Origin of the sequence: Pseudomonas citronellolis, assembly GCF_029335315.1 — a bacterium.
GTDB lineage: Bacteria > Pseudomonadota > Gammaproteobacteria > Pseudomonadales > Pseudomonadaceae > Pseudomonas > Pseudomonas citronellolis_A.
Genome location: NZ_JARJLT010000158.1, coordinates 1 through 14,024, shown reverse-complemented (window position 1 = coordinate 14,024; position 14,024 = coordinate 1). Strand labels below are relative to the sequence as shown.

The 14,024-nt window shown below is 66.1% G+C and carries 17 protein-coding genes; 8 read left to right on the top strand and 9 right to left on the bottom strand.

Translation table 11 applies throughout. The features are described 5' to 3' along the window. The first annotated feature begins 32 nt into the window (after nt 1-32). From P3W75_RS12915 to rpoS, 8 genes are all read left to right on the top strand, one after another. Entirely contained in the window at nt 33-1,145 is a 1,113-nt protein-coding gene (locus tag P3W75_RS12915; RefSeq protein ID WP_276227742.1) for an S-(hydroxymethyl)glutathione dehydrogenase/class III alcohol dehydrogenase, read from the top strand. A 52-nt stretch (nt 1,146-1,197) separates the two neighbouring features. Further along, nucleotides 1,198-2,055: an S-formylglutathione hydrolase gene (gene fghA, locus P3W75_RS12910; protein WP_276227741.1), complete on the top strand. Its 858-nt coding sequence runs from the start codon at nt 1,198-1,200 to the stop codon at nt 2,053-2,055. A 56-nt stretch (nt 2,056-2,111) separates the two neighbouring features. Further along, the gene (gene ispF, locus P3W75_RS12905; RefSeq protein ID WP_276227740.1) at nt 2,112-2,585 is read left to right on the top strand and encodes a 2-C-methyl-D-erythritol 2,4-cyclodiphosphate synthase; all 474 of its coding nucleotides are present in this window, start codon (nt 2,112-2,114) and stop codon (nt 2,583-2,585) included. Continuing rightward, entirely contained in the window at nt 2,582-3,640 is a 1,059-nt protein-coding gene (gene truD / locus P3W75_RS12900) for a tRNA pseudouridine(13) synthase TruD (protein ID WP_276227739.1), read from the top strand. The genes ispF and truD overlap by 4 nt, the downstream gene beginning before the upstream one ends. Continuing rightward, complete coding sequence (gene surE / locus P3W75_RS12895) at nt 3,628-4,383, top strand: 5'/3'-nucleotidase SurE (protein ID WP_276227738.1); 756 nt, start codon at nt 3,628-3,630, stop codon at nt 4,381-4,383. Before truD ends, surE begins: the two co-directional genes overlap by 13 nt. A 25-nt stretch (nt 4,384-4,408) precedes the next feature. Continuing rightward, complete coding sequence (locus tag P3W75_RS12890) at nt 4,409-5,044, top strand: protein-L-isoaspartate(D-aspartate) O-methyltransferase (RefSeq protein WP_276227744.1); 636 nt, start codon at nt 4,409-4,411, stop codon at nt 5,042-5,044. Between the two features lie 114 nt (nt 5,045-5,158). After that, nucleotides 5,159-5,983 (top strand): peptidoglycan DD-metalloendopeptidase family protein, encoded by an 825-nt coding sequence (locus P3W75_RS12885; protein ID WP_430765369.1) that lies wholly within the window; start codon nt 5,159-5,161, stop codon nt 5,981-5,983. 95 nt (nt 5,984-6,078) lie between these two features. Further along, complete coding sequence (rpoS, locus tag P3W75_RS12880) at nt 6,079-7,080, top strand: RNA polymerase sigma factor RpoS (RefSeq protein WP_276227737.1); 1,002 nt, start codon at nt 6,079-6,081, stop codon at nt 7,078-7,080. Between the two features lie 493 nt (nt 7,081-7,573). On the opposite strand, the gene fdxA is transcribed toward rpoS, so the two are convergent. From fdxA to P3W75_RS12835, 9 genes are all read right to left on the bottom strand, one after another. After that, complete coding sequence (fdxA, locus tag P3W75_RS12875) at nt 7,574-7,897, bottom strand: ferredoxin FdxA (protein ID WP_276227736.1); 324 nt, start codon at nt 7,895-7,897, stop codon at nt 7,574-7,576. Between the two features lie 66 nt (nt 7,898-7,963). Then, complete coding sequence (mutS, locus tag P3W75_RS12870) at nt 7,964-10,564, bottom strand: DNA mismatch repair protein MutS (protein ID WP_276227735.1); 2,601 nt, start codon at nt 10,562-10,564, stop codon at nt 7,964-7,966. Between the two features lie 20 nt (nt 10,565-10,584). Next, a complete protein-coding gene (locus tag P3W75_RS12865) occupies nt 10,585-11,565 on the bottom strand; it encodes a tyrosine-type recombinase/integrase (protein ID WP_276227734.1) in 981 nt (326 codons plus the stop codon). A gap of 15 nt (nt 11,566-11,580) precedes the next feature. Next, complete coding sequence (locus tag P3W75_RS12860; protein ID WP_430765368.1) at nt 11,581-11,778, bottom strand: DUF4224 domain-containing protein; 198 nt, start codon at nt 11,776-11,778, stop codon at nt 11,581-11,583. A gap of 61 nt (nt 11,779-11,839) precedes the next feature. Beyond that, nucleotides 11,840-11,962, bottom strand: a complete 123-nt coding sequence (locus tag P3W75_RS12855; RefSeq protein WP_276227732.1) for a hypothetical protein — start codon at nt 11,960-11,962, stop codon at nt 11,840-11,842. Next, nucleotides 11,955-12,407 (bottom strand): hypothetical protein, encoded by a 453-nt coding sequence (locus P3W75_RS12850; RefSeq protein WP_276227731.1) that lies wholly within the window; start codon nt 12,405-12,407, stop codon nt 11,955-11,957. Before P3W75_RS12850 ends, P3W75_RS12855 begins: the two co-directional genes overlap by 8 nt. 3 nt (nt 12,408-12,410) lie before the next feature. Continuing rightward, nucleotides 12,411-12,608, bottom strand: coding sequence for a hypothetical protein (locus P3W75_RS12845; RefSeq protein ID WP_276227730.1), 198 nt, complete (start codon nt 12,606-12,608; stop codon nt 12,411-12,413). Next, complete coding sequence (locus tag P3W75_RS12840; RefSeq protein ID WP_276227729.1) at nt 12,590-12,970, bottom strand: hypothetical protein; 381 nt, start codon at nt 12,968-12,970, stop codon at nt 12,590-12,592. Before P3W75_RS12840 ends, P3W75_RS12845 begins: the two co-directional genes overlap by 19 nt. An 87-nt stretch (nt 12,971-13,057) precedes the next feature. Next, complete coding sequence (locus tag P3W75_RS12835; RefSeq protein WP_276227728.1) at nt 13,058-13,858, bottom strand: hypothetical protein; 801 nt, start codon at nt 13,856-13,858, stop codon at nt 13,058-13,060. Nucleotides 13,859-14,024: the final 166 nt, after the last annotated feature.

Here is a 14,024-nt window from a genome sequence, read left to right as displayed (position 1 = left end):
AGCCCCCGCATCAATCCGCCAGGAGTTCCGAGATGATCAAGTCCCGTGCCGCCGTCGCCTTCGCCCCCAACCAGCCGCTGCAGGTGGTCGAGGTGGACGTGGCGCCGCCGAAGAAGGGCGAGGTGCTGGTGCGCATCGTCGCCACCGGGGTCTGCCACACCGACGCCTACACCCTGTCCGGCCAGGATTCGGAAGGCGTGTTCCCGTGCATCCTCGGTCACGAGGGCGGCGGCATCGTCGAGGCGGTGGGCGAGGGCGTCACCTCGCTGCAGGTCGGCGACCACGTGATCCCGCTGTACACCGCAGAATGCCGTGAGTGCAAATTCTGCAAATCCGGCAAGACCAATCTCTGCCAGGCCGTACGCGCCACCCAGGGCAAGGGCCTGATGCCCGACGGCACTTCGCGCTTCTCCTACAACGGCGAGCCGATCTACCACTACATGGGCTGCTCGACCTTCTCCGAGTACACCGTGCTGCCGGAAATCTCCCTGGCCAAGATTCCCAAGGACGCCCCGCTGGAGAAGGTCTGCCTGCTCGGCTGCGGCGTGACCACCGGCATCGGCGCCGTGCTCAACACCGCCAAGGTGGAAGAGGGCGCCACCGTCGCCATCTTCGGCCTGGGCGGCATCGGCCTCGCCGCCATCATCGGCGCGAAGATGGCCAAGGCCTCGCGGATCATCGCGGTGGACATCAACCCGGCCAAGTTCGATATCGCCAGGGAGCTGGGCGCCACCGACTTCGTCAATCCGAAGGACCACCAGAAGCCGATCCAGGAGGTCATCGTCGAGATGACCGACGGCGGCGTGGACTACTCCTTCGAGTGCGTCGGCAACGTGCAACTGATGCGCGCGGCCCTGGAGTGCTGCCACAAGGGCTGGGGCGAGTCGACCATCATCGGCGTCGCCGGCGCCGGCCAGGAAATCAGCACCCGTCCGTTCCAGCTGGTCACCGGCCGGGTCTGGCGCGGTTCCGCGTTCGGCGGCGTGAAGGGCCGCACCGAGCTGCCGAGCTACGTGGAGAAGGCGCAGAAGGGCGACATCCCGCTGGATACCTTCATCACCCACACCATGGGCCTGGACAAGATCAACGAGGCCTTCGACCTGATGCACGAAGGCAAGAGCATCCGCTCGGTCATCCATTACTGATAACGCCGCCGGGGCGCCAGCGCGCCCCGGTTGCACAGCAAAGGAGATTGCCATGAGCGATTCCATCGAGCTGATCAGCAGCCAGAAGAGCTTCGACGGTTGGCACCAGCGTTACCGCCACCGCTCCGAAGTGCTCGGCTGCGACATGGTCTTCGCCATCTACCTGCCGCCCCAGGCCGAGCCCGAGGCCGGGCTGCCGGCGCTGTACTGGCTGTCGGGGCTGACCTGCACCGACGAGAACTTCATGCAGAAGGCCGGCGCCCAGCGCCTGGCCGCCGAGCTGGGCCTGGTGATAGTGGCGCCGGACACCAGCCCGCGCGGCCCGGACGTGCCCGGCGACCCGGAAGGCGCCTGGGATTTCGGCCTGGGCGCGGGCTTCTACCTCAACGCTACCCAGGAGCCCTGGGCGCGCAACTACCGCATGCACGACTACGTGGTGCACGAGCTGCCGGCGCTGATCGAGGACAACTTCCCGGTCTCCACCCGGCGCGGCATCGCCGGGCATTCCATGGGCGGCCATGGCGCGCTGGTCTGCGCCCTGCGCAACCCGGGGCGTTACCAGTCGCTGTCGGCCTTCGCGCCGATCACCCATCCGGCCGATTGCCCCTGGGGCCAGAAGGCCTTCGGCCGCTACCTGGGTGAAGACCGCAACGCCTGGCTGGAGTGGGACGCCTGCGAGCTGCTGGCCGGCGCCAGCGAGCGCCTGCCGATCCTGGTCGACCAGGGCGAGCGCGACGACTTCCTTGCCACCCAGCTCAAGCCCGAGGCCCTGCGCCAGGCGGCGGAAGCGGCGGGGCACCCGCTGGAGTTGCGTCTGCATCCGGGCTACGACCACAGCTATTACTTCATCGCCAGCTTCATCGACGACCACCTGCGCCACCACGCGCGTGCCCTGTCGGTGCCGGCCTGAAGGCGTCGCGGCTTTCCGGTAGAATCGACGCCCTGACAGATTCAGGGCGTTTTTCTATGCGTATCGGCCATGGCTACGACGTACACCGCTTCGGCGAGGGCGACTTCATCACCCTCGGCGGCGTGCGCATTCCCCACAAGTTCGGGCTGATCGCCCACTCCGACGGCGACGTGCTGCTGCACGCGCTGAGCGACGCCCTGCTCGGCGCTTGCGCCCTGGGCGACATCGGCAAGCACTTCCCGGACACCGACCCGCGCTTCAAGGGCGCCGATAGCCGCGCGCTGCTGCGCCACGTGGTGTCCCTGGTGCACGCCAAGGGCTACGTGATCGGCAACGTCGACGCCACCATCATCGCCCAGGCACCGAAGATGGCCCCGCACATCGAGGCCATGCGCGCCGCCATCGCCGAGGACCTGCAGGTCGAGGCCGAGCAGGTCAACGTCAAGGCCACCACCACCGAGAAGCTCGGTTTCACCGGCCGCGAAGAAGGCATCGCGGTACACGCCGTCGCCTTGCTGGTCCGCCCATGACCGAGCTGGAACTGCTGGGCCCGCGCGCCCATGGCGAAGCCTGCGGGCAGGCGGTGCTCAAGGCCGTGGCCGAGGACTTCCAGGTTGACGAGGTGCTGGACATCCCGCTCTCCGGCGACGGCGAGCACCTCTGGCTGTGGGTCGAGAAGCGCGGCCTGAACACCGAGGAAGCGGCGCGCCGCCTGGCCCGCGCCGCGGGCGTCTCGCAGCGGCTGATCAGCTACGCCGGGCTCAAGGATCGCCAGGCGCTCACCCGCCAGTGGTTCAGCCTGCACCTGCCGGGCAAGTCCGACCCGGACCTGGCCACGGCCGAGGACGACAGCCTGCGTATCCTGCGGCGCACCCGCCACCAGCGCAAACTGCAGCGCGGCGCCCACGCGGCCAACGGCTTCACCCTGCGCCTGACCCAGCTGCACGCCGATCACGCGGCGCTCGACGAACGGCTGCGACGCATCGCCGCCGAGGGCGTGCCCAACTACTTCGGCACCCAGCGCTTCGGCTTCGACGGCGGCAACGTCGTGGACGCGCGCAGCTGCGCCGAGCGCGGCATCCTTCCCGCGCAGCGCAACCTGCGCTCGCGCATGCTCTCGGCCGGTCGCAGCTACCTGTTCAACCGGACGCTGGCGCAGCGCGTGGCCGACGGCAGCTGGAACCGCGCCCAGGTCGGCGACCTGCTGGCCTTCACCGACAGCCGCAGCTTCTTCCCCGCCGGCGAGGCGGAGTGTTCCGATCCGCGCCTGGCCGCGCTCGACCTGCACCCCACCGGGCCGCTCTGGGGCCAAGGCGCCTCGCCGGCCGGCGGCGCCAGCGGTGAACGCGAGAACGCCGTAGGGGCCGCTGAAGTGGCACTTTGCCAATGGCTGGGCGATGCGGACATGGCGCACGAACGGCGCATCCTGCGCCTCCCCATCCAGGGCCTGGCATGGCATTATCCCGCCCCTGACATCCTGCAACTGGAATTCGTCCTGCCGGCAGGCTGCTTCGCCACCGTCGTCGTGCGCGAGCTGCTCGATCTGCTTCCGGCGGGGCAGACGGAAAACCCATGCGCATATTGATTGCCAACGACGACGGGGTGAACGCACCCGGTATCGCCGCGCTTTACGACGCGCTGAGCGATCACGCCGAGTGCGTGGTGGTAGCACCCGAACAGGACCGCAGCGGCGCCAGCAGCTCGCTGACCCTGGACCGGCCGCTGCACGCGCAGCGGCTGAGCAACGGCTTCATCGGCGTCGACGGTACGCCGACCGACTGCGTGCACCTGGGCCTCAACGGCCTGCTGGACACGCTGCCGGACATGGTCGCCTCGGGAATCAACCTGGGCGCCAACCTGGGCGACGACGTGCTCTATTCGGGCACCGTGGCCGCCGCCATCGAAGGGCGCTTCCTGGAGCGTCCGGCGTTCGCGTTCTCGCTGCTCTCGCGGCAACCGGACAACCTCTACACCGCCATGCACTACGCTCGATTACTGGTGCTGGCGCACGAGCAGCTCGACCTGCCGCCGCGCACGGTGCTCAACGTCAACATCCCGAACCTGCCGCTGGAGCGCATCCGCGGCATCCAGCTGACCCGCCTGGGGCACCGCAAGCGCGCCGCCAAGCCGGTCAAGGTGGTCAACCCGCGCGGTCGCGAAGGCTACTGGATCGCGGCGGCCGGCGATGTCGAGGATGGCGGCGAAGGCACCGATTTCCATGCGGTGATGCAGGGCTATGTCTCGGTCACGCCGTTGCAACTGGACCGCACCTTCCGCGAGGCGTTCAATGGACTGCAGGACTGGATCGGAGGGCTGGACCATGGCTGATGAGCTGAGTCGCCGCGGCATCGGCATGACCTCCCAGCGCACGCGCGAACGCCTTATCCAGCGCCTGTACGAAGAAGGCCTGTCCAACGCCCGCGTGCTCGAAGTGATCCGCCGCACGCCACGTCACCTGTTCGTCGACGAGGCGCTCTCGCATCGCGCCTACGAGGACACGGCGCTGCCCATCGGCCACAACCAGACCATCTCGCAACCATTCATGGTCGCGCGGATGACCGAACTGCTGCTGGCCGCCGGGCCGCTGGACAAGGTGCTGGAGATCGGCACCGGCTCCGGCTACCAGACCGCGGTGCTGGCGCAGCTGGTCGAGCGAGTGTTCTCCGTCGAGCGGATTCAGGCCCTGCAGGACCGCGCCAAGGAGCGGCTTGCGGAGCTAAACCTGAGAAATGTTGTCTTTCGCTGGGGGGATGGCTGGGAAGGCTGGTCGGCGCTGGCACCGTACAACGGTATCATCGTCACCGCGGCGGCCGCCGAGGTCCCGCAGGCGCTGCTCGACCAGTTGGCGCCGGGTGGGCGCCTGGTGATTCCGGTGGGCAGCGGCGAAGTGCAGCAGCTGATGCTGATCGAACGCCGCGACGACGGCTTCGACCGGCGCGTACTGGACTCGGTGCGCTTCGTCCCCCTGCTCAACGGCCCCCTGGGCTGACGGCGGCGGGGACGCCGCCGGGCGACCCGGGAACGCAACACGGCAAACGCCGGACAGATTTTTCGAAGGATTAAGGGGGAAGGGGTGAGCCCTATCGCGGCCCAGAAGCAATGGATCTGGATCAGGACCGGCGTACGCCTGCTACTTGCGGCGGCCTTCTGCTCCCTGCTCGCCGCCTGCGCCTCCTCCAGTGGGGGCAAGGTCAAGGTGGTCGACCGCAACCAGGCCGACCAGACGCCGGCCACCACCAGTGGCCAGTACACCGTGCGCCGCGGCGACACCCTGTACTCCATCGCCTTCCGCTATGGCTGGGACTGGAAAGCCCTGGCCGCGCACAACAACATCCAGCCGCCCTATACCATCCGTCCGGGCCAGTCGATCCGCTTTGGCGGCACTGGCGCCGCCGCGCAACCAGTAGTCGCCAAAACCACACCGTCCGTCGCCCCGGTTGTGGTCAGCAAGCCAAGTGCCAGTTCTCCGGCGCCTACCAAGCCGGTCGCCACTGCGAGTGCCAGTAATCCGCCATCTCCCGCCAGCAGCGCCCCTTCCACGCCTGTGGCGAAGGGTGCCGAGGGCTGGATGTGGCCGACCAACGGGACTTTGATAGGCCGCTTTGCATCAAACGGGAGTTTGAATAAAGGGATTGATATAGCCGGTCAATTGGGCCAGCCTGTCCTGGCTGCGTCTAGTGGTACGGTTGTGTACGCCGGTAGTGGTTTGCGGGGCTACGGCGAACTCGTGATCATCAAGCACAGCGATACCTACGTGAGTGCCTACGGCCACAACCGCAGGCTGCTCGTTCGGGAAGGGCAACAGGTCAAAGTCGGGCAGAGCATTGCCGAGATGGGCTCCACGGGCACGGACCGGGTGAAGCTGCACTTCGAGATTCGCCGCCAGGGCAAACCCGTGGATCCTTTGCAATACCTGCCTCCTCGTTGATCGACGCCGCCTCCCAGCGTGGGTGAGCGGGCTTGGACGTCCCAAGGATAAGGACTTGTCCGAGCTTGTTGTCGAACTCAGCAAGGGATAACGACATGGCACTCAAAAAAGAAGGGCCGGAGTTTGACGTGGATGACGAGCTGCTCCTGCTGGAGCCCGGCATCTCATTCGACGAAGCGCTTGCCGAAGAGCAGGTCTCACTTCAGGTCACCTCCAAGGCAAGTTCGCTGGCGTCGAAGCAGCACAAGCATATCGACTACACCCGAGCGCTTGATGCCACGCAGCTGTACCTCAACGAAATAGGCTTTTCCCCACTGCTGACTCCTGAAGAGGAAGTTCACTTTGCGCGCCTGGCGCAAAGGGGCGACCCGGCCGGGCGGCGGCGCATGATCGAAAGCAACCTGCGCCTGGTGGTGAAGATCGCCCGACGCTACGTCAACCGCGGCCTGTCGCTGCTCGACCTGATCGAGGAGGGCAATCTCGGCCTGATCCGGGCGGTCGAGAAGTTCGACCCGGAGCGCGGTTTCCGCTTCTCCACCTACGCCACCTGGTGGATTCGTCAGACAATCGAACGGGCCATCATGAACCAGACCCGCACCATTCGCCTGCCGATCCACGTGGTCAAGGAACTCAACGTCTATCTGCGCGCGGCCCGCGAGCTGACGCACAAGCTGGACCACGAGCCGTCCCCCGAGGAAATCGCCAACCTGCTGGAGAAACCGGTCGACGAGGTCAAGCGCATGCTCGGCCTCAACGAGAGGGTGACTTCGGTGGACGTGTCCCTCGGCCCGGACTCCGACAAGACCCTGCTCGACACCCTCACCGATGACCGGCCCACCGATCCCTGCGAGTTGCTGCAGGACGACGATCTGAGCCAGAGCATCGACCAGTGGCTGTCCGAACTGACCGACAAGCAGCGTGAGGTGGTGATTCGCCGCTTCGGCCTGCGTGGTCATGAAAGCAGCACCCTGGAAGAGGTCGGCCAGGAGATCGGCCTGACTCGCGAGCGCGTGCGGCAGATTCAGGTCGAAGCGCTCAAGCGTCTGCGCGAGATCCTGGAGAAGAACGGCCTGTCCAGCGACGCCCTGTTCCAGTAGGCGTCGTCAGGTCGACAAGAGCCCGGAGCGAACCTCCGGGCTTTTTTGTGGCCGAACGAAAGGCCCGCGCCGGCTTGCTCACAGTGCCCGGGTCGCGCGAAGCGCCGGTTTTTGAGCGTCGCGTGTAAGCCATCGCTTACAGGTTGTGTGAGCCTTTGTCGCATTCCTCTGCTGGTGAATGCGGATTTCGTTCTGGGATGTTTTATAAGTTATTGAAATTAAATGAATTTAATTGCGCTTGAAGTGGCATTCAAGGGCGCCGGGTGCGACTTCGGGCCGCTTGCGGCGTACGTACGTATCGCTAATATCACACCTGCGTACAGGGAATGACGCAGGCCGACACGGATAGCGGTCAGGACGTCGCGGGAAGCGATTCATCAGGATGATGGGGTAGGGAAAAAAGGGCGGGCCATCCCGCCCCTTTTTTTGCCCGCGAAAAAGTGCCGCCGCAGATAGCACAAGGCCCGCACTGGGCGGGCCTTGGAGGAAGCGATCAACGCTCCAGATGCTTGAGCTTGCCGGCGACGCCGTCCCACTCTTCCGCGTCCGGCAGCGAAGCCTTCTTCTCGGTGATGTTCGGCCAGACCTCGGCCAGATCCTTGTTCAGCTCGATGTACTCCTGCATGTTCTCCGGGACCTCGTCCTCGGAGAAGATCGCCTGTGCCGGGCATTCCGGTTCGCACAGGGCGCAGTCGATGCACTCATCCGGGTGAATCACCAGGAAGTTCGGGCCTTCGTAGAAGCAGTCCACCGGGCAGACTTCCACGCAGTCGGTGTATTTGCACTTGATGCAGTTGTCGGTGACGACGAAGGTCATTTTCTAATTCTCTCCTCAGGCGGGCGGCACAGCGCGCGCGATTCTAGCAGCTTGTTCCGCTGTCCGTCAGATTCGCGTCTTCCATGCATATAACAAATCCAGCGCCTGGCGTGGCGTCAGATCATCCGGTTTGACCCGCGCCAGCTCGTCGATCAGCGGGTGCGGCAGGCTGGCGAACAGGTCGCTTTGCAGCGGCGCGGCCGGCTGGCCGGCCTGCTGGCGCGGAGCTTCGTGGGGCAGGCTGGTGGTTTCCAGGCGCGCCAGGTGCTCGCGGGCGCGCTGGATCACCGCGCCGGGAACGCCGGCCAGTTGCGCCACCGCCAAGCCGTAGCTCTGGCTGGCGGGGCCGGGCAGCACATGGTGCAGGAAGACGATGCGTTCGTTGTGCTCGGTGGCGTTCAGGTGCACGTTGGCCACCGCCGATTCGCTCTCCGGCAGCACCGTCAGCTCGAAATAGTGGGTGGCGAACAGCGTGAAGGCGCGCAGCCGTGCCAGGTGCTCGGCGGCCGCCCAGGCCAGCGACAGGCCGTCGAAGGTGCTGGTGCCACGGCCCACTTCGTCCATCAGCACCAGGCTGCGGTCGGTGGCGTTGTGCAGGATGTTGGCGGTTTCGCTCATCTCCACCATGAAGGTGGAGCGGCCGCCGGCGAGGTCGTCGGAGGAGCCGATACGGGTGAAGATGCGGTCCACCAGAGACAGCTCGCACTTCGCCGCGGGGACGAAACTGCCGATGTGCGCAAGCAGCACGATCAACGCCGTTTGCCGCATGTACGTCGATTTACCGCCCATGTTCGGGCCGGTGATCACCAGCATGCGGGTCTCTTCGTCGAGCCGCAGGTCGTTGGCCACGAACGGGGTGTCGAGCACCTGCTCGACTACCGGGTGGCGGCCCTGCTCGATCAGGATGCCCGACTCCTCGACGAAGCGTGGGCGGTTCAGGTCGAGGTTCAGCGCGCGCTCGGCGAGGTTGGCCAGCACATCCAGTTCGGCGAGGGCGGCGGCGGTGTCCTGCAGCGGCGCGAGCTGGGCGATGAGCAGCTCCACCAGTTCCTCGTAGAGTTGCTTCTCCCGCGCCAGGGCACGGCTCTGGGCGGACAGCGCCTTGTCTTCGAAGGCCTTCAGCTCCGGGGTGATGAAGCGCTCGGCGCCCTTCAGGGTCTGGCGCCGCTGGTAGTCGGCCGGCGCCTGTTCGGCCTGCATGCGCGGCAATTCGATGTAGTAACCGTGGATGCGGTTGTAGCCGACCTTCAGGCCCGGCAGCCCGGTGCGTTCCTTCTCGCGGATCTCCAGGTCCATCAGGTACTGGCCGGCGTTCTCGCTGAGGGTCTGCAGCTCATCCAGCTCGGCGTCGTAGCCGCGCTTGATCACGCCGCCGTCGCGGATCACCGCCGGCGGGTTCTCGATCACCGCGCGCTCCAGCAACTCGGCCAGCTCCGGGTAGGTGCGGATGCTGACGGCCAGCTCACCCAGGTGCGGGGCTTCCAGCTCGGTCATGCCGCGCTGCAGTTCCGGCAGGGCGGCGAGGGCGTCGCGCAGGCGCGCCAGGTCGCGCGGGCGGGCGTTGCGCAGGCCGATACGGGCGAGGACGCGCTCGACGTCACCGATTTCCTTCAACTGCGGCTGCAGGTTCTCGAAGCGGTAACGCTCCAGCAGGCAGGCGATCGACTCCTGACGTGCTTCCAGCACCGTGCGGTCGCGCAGCGGGCGGTTCAGCCAGCGGGTCAGCAGGCGGCTGCCCATGGCGGTCTGGCAGCGGTCGACGACCGACTGCAAGGTGTTGTCGCGACCGCCGGCGAGGTTGGTGTCCAGCTCCAGGTTGCGGCGGCTGGCGCCGTCGAGCACCACGGTGTCGTCGAGGCGCTCGTGGCGCAGGCTGCGCAGGTGCGGCAGGGCGGTGCGCTGGGTTTCCTTGGCGTAGGTCAGCAGGCAGCCGGCGGCGCCGATGGCCAGGGTCAGGTCCTGGCAACCGAAGCCCTTCAGGTCCTGGGTAGCGAACTGCTGGCAGAGGCTCTTGAACGCCGAGTCGCGGTCGAAGTCCCAGGGGGCGCGACGGCGCACGCCGCGGCGCTTCTCGGCCGGCAGGCCGGCGGGCCAGTCGTCGGGGATCAGCAGCTCCGCCGGGTTCAATCGTTCCAGTTCGGCCAGCAGGTTTTCCCAGCCACGGATTTCCTGGACGCTGAAGCGGCCGCTGGTGATGTCCAGCACCGCCAGGCCGAACAGCCGTTCGTCGCCGAGCAGGGCAGCCAGCAGGTTGTCGCGGCGCTCGTCGAGCAGCGCTTCGTCGCTGACCGTGCCGGGGGTGATGATGCGCACCACCTGGCGTTCCACCGGGCCCTTGCTGGTGGCCGGGTCGCCGATCTGTTCGCAGATCGCCACCGATTCGCCGAGCTTGACCAGCTTGGCCAGGTAGCCCTCGGCCGAGTGGAAGGGAATGCCGGCCATGGGGATGGCGATGCCGGCCGACTGGCCGCGGGCGGTCAGGGTGATGTCGAGCAGCTTGGCGGCCTTCTTGGCGTCCTCGTAGAACAGCTCGTAGAAGTCGCCCATGCGGTAGAACATCAGCTGGTCCGGGTGCTGGTTCTTCAGCTTCCAGTACTGCTGCATCATCGGGGTGTGAGCCGCGAGCCCGTCGCCGCTTGGCTCCGAGAAGGTCTGTCTTTTTGACATAGGGGTATTTGTCTAATACTTCAGCGAACTTTGGCAGGCATTGTCGGGGCCTGAGCGATCTTCGGCAACCGCCCGCGCAGGTATCGTGCCGTCATCTTCGGATCTGAATGGCCGCCCAGGGTTTGGGCGTTCTTCCCCTCCTTGTCGGCATCGGTGAGGGACTTCGCTCTGATGTCGTGGATGGTGACGTCCGCGATGCCGGTCTTCTCCCGCAGCACCCTGAAGGCCATCTTCACCGTTTCGTAGCTGACGGGTTTCCCTGCGCGCGAGCAGAACAGGGTTAGGGTGCGCACCTTCCTCGGTAGAGCCTTCGCCCTTGCGATCACCTCCTCGAGGTCTGGAGTCATGGCCACGATGAGCTTCGTGCCGGTCTTCTGCTGGGCGAACGCCACGCCTTCCGGCGAAATGTCGGACAGGTGAATCGACAGCACGTCGCTGATGCGCTGTCCGCACAGATAGGCCATCTCCAGGATGCACCTGATATAGGGGCTAGCCGCACCAAGCAGGGCCCCAAACTCCGCGTCGGTGATGTACCGATCCCGCTTCCCTTCCCCATGCCGCCGGATCCCGACGCAAGGGTTGGAATCGACCATTCCCCACTCCAGGGCATAGCCGAACACCACGCGGGCGAATGACAGAATCCGATTGCACATGTTCGGTGTGCCAGCCAGGTCGACCTTCACCGCGGCGATGTGCTTCGGCAGCACCTGCTCAGGCTCGAACGAAGCGAAGATGACCTTAAGCCGCTCGGCGGCTATTTCGTACTGCGCTACTGTATTTGCAGCGAGTTTCTTTACCTTGATGTGGTGCTTCAGCGCCTTATCGATCAGCGCCGCCATCCCGCCCGTATTCGCCTGCATGGTCTTCCGGGCGTACTCCAGCAGCGCCGCCTGATAGTCCTCGCCCAGGCGCTCCCACCTCCCTTTCCTCACCAAGTAGTACGCGCCGTGCTTGTGGTACATGCACGCCGGCAGGTGACGGTCCTTCTTCCTCGGGCGCATCCCCGCCTCCTCTCCTTACGAGTTTCTCAGGTTTAGCCTCGGCTCTTTTTTTTGCTGCCGAGTTGATCCTAGTCGCGACAGCACGATCTCTCGCAGCACCTTTGGACGCCCATCGGCGCCGACTACATAGCCAAACAGGTGCTCATCGAGCCAGCGAATCTGCGCGCTGGGCCGGGTTCGGCCAGTAAGGTTGGCCACTTCCTCTGGTGTCATGAACATGGGAAATACCTCACCGCGCCAGCGCAGGCCGGCACGGAATGAATAGGGGAAGGGGCTAGAAGCTGCAGCCCCACTGCATAGCGGCGAAAGACGGGAAGAGCGGCACGGAGATGGCCGCGCCGACGATGGCCAGGCCGACCACAACGACGCCGGCGGCGATGAGCAAGGTGTTACGCATGGTCGCCGCCCTCCAGGTTGCCGCCGTGCACCTCCGCCAGTTGCTGGCGGTCGGGATGGCGGTAGTTGATCAGCCAGGGAGGCGTCTGGATCACCCTGCCGCCCTGGCGAATCTGCACGTGAGCGTCGACGTCGGGCATGTTCGGCCAGAACTCCATCCACTCCTCGAGGAGGGCGGCCATGCGGTCCTGCCAGGCGTCCGGCATGGCGTGCATCATCACCCGGGGCATGATGGCGTAGGCGGAGCGGCTGAGGCCGAACCAGAGCCAGAGGCGGTCGTAGCCACTCCTGTCCGAAGGCAGCGCACCGCAGCTGCAGCGGCACGCAGGCTCCTCTGGATCGAGCATCAGGCAGTGCGCCGCATGGCGTGCTCTCGGGGCCTGCTGCTGGCGGGCAGCAAGGTGCCCTCCGGCACCGCAGAGGGCGCAGGCTTTCTGTTCGGTCATGGCTCAGTCCTCGGCGGGGTAGAGGCGTGTGCCGCGCTCGCCCTGCTGGGCGACGATGGCGGCCTGGATCAGGTTGCGGCCGAGCTGCAGGGCCTGCTCGGGGTCGAGTTCGGCGCCGAGGCGGGGGAGGCCATCGATCACCATGTAGGGCTTGCCGTTGACGCCGTGGCGGTGCTCGACGGTCAGTTGGATGGCTTGCATTGGGCGGGCTCCTGGATGGGGTCCATCATCTGGCCGACGACGTAACCGATGGCCTCCCATTCGCGCTGTGCCTGCTGGCCGAGCTCGTCGAGCAGCGGCTTGGGCAGGGTGAAGGTCCTGGTGCCGACGCCTTTGCGGTAGCGAGGGAGCTCCACCAGGACTCCTTCATTTACGAGCTTCGTCAGTCGGCGCAGGCTCTTCGCGCGGTCGCCAGGCAGCGAGCTGGACATGATCCTTGTGAGGCTGGCGTAGTAGTCGCTCCAGCCCTCAAGCTTTCGCCGCCCGCCAACATAATGGGTGAGAAGCCATTTCTTGGCGTCCCGCAGAATCGCCGCGCGGATATCGTCAGGCAGGTTGCTCATTCGGTTGCTCCTTGGCCGGCGGAGTGCAGCGTAGGCAGTCGCATTTGTCGGTAGGGCGGCCGGTGCCGCGGCAGAAGGTCGGGCGGCTCATGGCGTCACCCGCTTGAACTCGACGACCCAGACCCAGGGGTTGGCGTCCCAGTCACCTCCGGTTTTCTCCCAGAGGTTCCCGAATGCCCAGCGCGCGCTACCCAGGCACTGGTCAGAGCTGGTGGTCTTGTCCCACATCCATCCGTTGTTCTGGGGATGATGAGCCTCTGGCGCAGGGCAGTCGCCGACCTCTTGCCAGCCCTTTCCGCCGTGTCCGCAGCGGCGGCCGTAGTCGGTGAAGAAGCAGCCCTCGGCGACCGCCTGCTCCTCGCTGATGTCCTGCAGGCGCTCAACGCGCACCGCAGTGATCTCCAGCAGAATGCGGGACGCCCAGCGCGGCATATGGATGCTAGGAGTCCACCCCGTCCAGCCGTTATCTGCCGGCCAATCGCGAGAGGACGAAGGGTCGGGCTCAAGAGCCCGATAAGGGGGCTGATCGATCTGGTAGACCTGAGGATATGGCCCCTCAGCCCGGTAGATAGTGCGGTAGGTGACGGCAGGAGGGCCCGGGATGCCAGCACGCCCGAGCTGGGAGTAACGCCCGTCGGCGACCTGGGCCGGATGAACATCTTCCCAGGTCTCGCGCACCCAGAGTCGGTCGCCTGGCCGGCCATAGGGACAAGCCAGATTGCGCTTCGTCGGCTCGGGCCGACGGATGAAGGGCTGACCAGGACCGAAACTGCCAATGTCGGCCAGGCCGCGGGGCTGATCCTTAACCGCCCGCCGCGTCACCGTCTTCCGGCCTTCCAGGATCGCGCGGACCATCGGCCCGCTGAACAGGATGGGGCGTTCCTTCATTTCTGCTCTCCCGTGTAAGTCCGCCAGTTCACCTTCTTGCCGGCGACAAGGAATCCCCATTCTCCTTGCCAGGGGCTGGTGATGAAGAGGGTCCAGACGCCGCCGGCCGACACCTGGTCGATTCGGTGGTACTCGCCATGGCTGAGGCGCGCGGTATCTCCAGGCG

What these genes read in the sequence shown, in the direction of transcription:
- P3W75_RS12860 (WP_430765368.1), bottom strand. Translation starts at nt 11,778, where the DNA reads ATGACACCAGAGGAAGTGGCCAACCTTACTGGCCGAACCCGGCCCAGC.
- P3W75_RS12855 (WP_276227732.1), bottom strand. Translation starts at nt 11,962, where the DNA reads ATGCGTAACACCTTGCTCATCGCCGCCGGCGTCGTTGTGGTCGGCCTG.
- fdxA (WP_276227736.1), bottom strand. Translation starts at nt 7,897, where the DNA reads ATGACCTTCGTCGTCACCGACAACTGCATCAAGTGCAAATACACCGAC.
- P3W75_RS12840 (WP_276227729.1), bottom strand. Translation starts at nt 12,970, where the DNA reads ATGAGCAACCTGCCTGACGATATCCGCGCGGCGATTCTGCGGGACGCC.
- P3W75_RS12865 (WP_276227734.1), bottom strand. Translation starts at nt 11,565, where the DNA reads ATGCGCCCGAGGAAGAAGGACCGTCACCTGCCGGCGTGCATGTACCAC.
- fghA (WP_276227741.1), top strand. Translation starts at nt 1,198, where the DNA reads ATGAGCGATTCCATCGAGCTGATCAGCAGCCAGAAGAGCTTCGACGGT.
- P3W75_RS12915 (WP_276227742.1), top strand. Translation starts at nt 33, where the DNA reads ATGATCAAGTCCCGTGCCGCCGTCGCCTTCGCCCCCAACCAGCCGCTG.
- surE (WP_276227738.1), top strand. Translation starts at nt 3,628, where the DNA reads ATGCGCATATTGATTGCCAACGACGACGGGGTGAACGCACCCGGTATC.
- P3W75_RS12890 (WP_276227744.1), top strand. Translation starts at nt 4,409, where the DNA reads ATGACCTCCCAGCGCACGCGCGAACGCCTTATCCAGCGCCTGTACGAA.
- P3W75_RS12850 (WP_276227731.1), bottom strand. Translation starts at nt 12,407, where the DNA reads ATGACCGAACAGAAAGCCTGCGCCCTCTGCGGTGCCGGAGGGCACCTT.
- rpoS (WP_276227737.1), top strand. Translation starts at nt 6,079, where the DNA reads ATGGCACTCAAAAAAGAAGGGCCGGAGTTTGACGTGGATGACGAGCTG.
- mutS (WP_276227735.1), bottom strand. Translation starts at nt 10,564, where the DNA reads ATGTCAAAAAGACAGACCTTCTCGGAGCCAAGCGGCGACGGGCTCGCG.
- ispF (WP_276227740.1), top strand. Translation starts at nt 2,112, where the DNA reads ATGCGTATCGGCCATGGCTACGACGTACACCGCTTCGGCGAGGGCGAC.
- P3W75_RS12845 (WP_276227730.1), bottom strand. Translation starts at nt 12,608, where the DNA reads ATGCAAGCCATCCAACTGACCGTCGAGCACCGCCACGGCGTCAACGGC.
- P3W75_RS12835 (WP_276227728.1), bottom strand. Translation starts at nt 13,858, where the DNA reads ATGAAGGAACGCCCCATCCTGTTCAGCGGGCCGATGGTCCGCGCGATC.
- truD (WP_276227739.1), top strand. Translation starts at nt 2,582, where the DNA reads ATGACCGAGCTGGAACTGCTGGGCCCGCGCGCCCATGGCGAAGCCTGC.